Below are 1,543 nucleotides of genomic sequence, written 5' to 3'. Positions count from 1 at the left end.
CTGGATCAGGTGATCGACAATCTGCGGACCGTGATCGTGGGGTTGCTGGTGGGGTTGGCGACGTTGTTCGCCACGATCGGCGGCGTCCGTTACATCCTGGCCGGTGGTGACCCGGGTGAGGTGGAGGCGGCGAAGAAGACGCTGCGGTACGCCGCGATCGGGTACGCGATCGCGGTGTTGGCGCCGGTGCTGGTGGAGCTGCTGCAGAAAGTCGTGGGCGAAGCGCCGTGAGGGGGTTTCGCCCTGCCGCGCGGGCGCGGCCGGTGGTGCGACGCATGCTCGCCGTCGCGGGTCTGGCGGGGTTTCTTCTGGTGATCGCCCCGGGGGGCGCCTCGGCGGCCGAGCCTCCGCCTGGCCCGGCGCCATCGTCGAATCCATCCGGGACCGGCGCCCCTTCACACGACGGGCCCAGGGATGCGCCGCCCACACCGACACCGATGCTGACTTCGCCTCCGCCGACACCCTGGCCATCGACTACCCCGGGCCAATCCCCACCCGGCGGCGGCGAGGAGTCCGGGTGCGGGTTCGTGGACGTGGCGTGCAAGGCCAAGGAGGCCGTCAACGGCTGGTTCGGCGACCTGGTGTCCTCGGCCGCCGACAGCGTCTTCGACCTGCTGGGCTCATCGGTTCTGGGCACTCCGGAGCTCGACGATCCGGGGATGGGGCGGGCGCGGGAGCTGTGGGGCGTGGCGCAGACGATCGCCAACACCTGCTTCGTGCTGGTCGTCACGGTCGGCGGCGTGCTGCTGATGGCCGGGCACACCCTGCCCGGCACCGAGCTCACCCCCGGGGAGCTGATCGCCCGCCTGGTCGGAGCCTTTTTGGCCTCGAATTTGAGCCTGATCGTGATCGGGTATGCGGTCACGCTCGCCAACGGCCTGTCGGGCGCGTTCTTGTCGATGGGCGCGCAGGCGATCGATCCGGGCGTGGTGGCGGAGGTGATCGCCGGGTACGTCGTCGCGCAGCTCGTGCCGTTCAACCTGTTCCCCGCGCTGGTGGCGTTGGCGGCGGTGGTGCTGGCGTTGTGCGTGGTGGTCATCTACATCGTGCGGATCGCGATCACGATCGTGCTGATCGCGGCAGCACCTTTGGCGTTGATGTTCCACGCACTTCCGGCCACCGACGGGCTCGCCCGGCTGTGGTGGCGCGGCATCACCGGGACCCTCGCGATCCAGGTGTGCCAGGCGCTGGTGCTGGCGACCGCGGTCCGGCTCCTGTTCACCGATTCCAAAGACGACCGGGGCTCGGTGCTGGGGCTGCCGTCGATCGGCGACTTCACCGACCTTCTGCTGGCGGTATGCCTGCTGTGGCTGATGGTCCGCATCCCCGCCTGGGTCGCACGCACCGTATGGCGCCCCGCCCAGCCGCGCCTGCTCAGCGGCCTGCTGAAGTCCCTGGTGCTCTACCGCCTCCTGGGCCGAGTACTGCCGCGCGGACGCGGCACCACGGTCGGATTCCATCACCCGCCACCACCACCGCCGACTCCCCCGCAGCCGCAGCGTCTGGCTCTGCCCGGACCGTCGCGACCGCAGTTGCCCGCAGG

The 1,543-nt window shown here is 70.4% G+C and carries 2 protein-coding genes; both read left to right on the top strand.

Annotated features, from left to right (window positions below; translation table 11 throughout):
* Positions 1 to 231, top strand: a 231-nt coding sequence (locus BJF79_RS39360; protein WP_262403247.1) for a pilin, incomplete at its 5' end; no start/stop codon positions are given.
* A 206-nt stretch (positions 232 to 437) separates the two neighbouring features.
* Positions 438 to 1,543 (top strand): hypothetical protein (locus BJF79_RS39355; RefSeq protein ID WP_262403246.1); only part of this gene is annotated, 1,106 nt, incomplete at its 3' end.

It is taken from the genome of Actinomadura sp. CNU-125, from assembly GCF_001942465.1.
Taxonomy (GTDB): domain Bacteria; phylum Actinomycetota; class Actinomycetes; order Streptosporangiales; family Streptosporangiaceae; genus Spirillospora.
The sequence above is the reverse complement of the archived record's forward strand: the minus strand, read 5'-3'. Positions and strand labels throughout refer to the sequence as shown.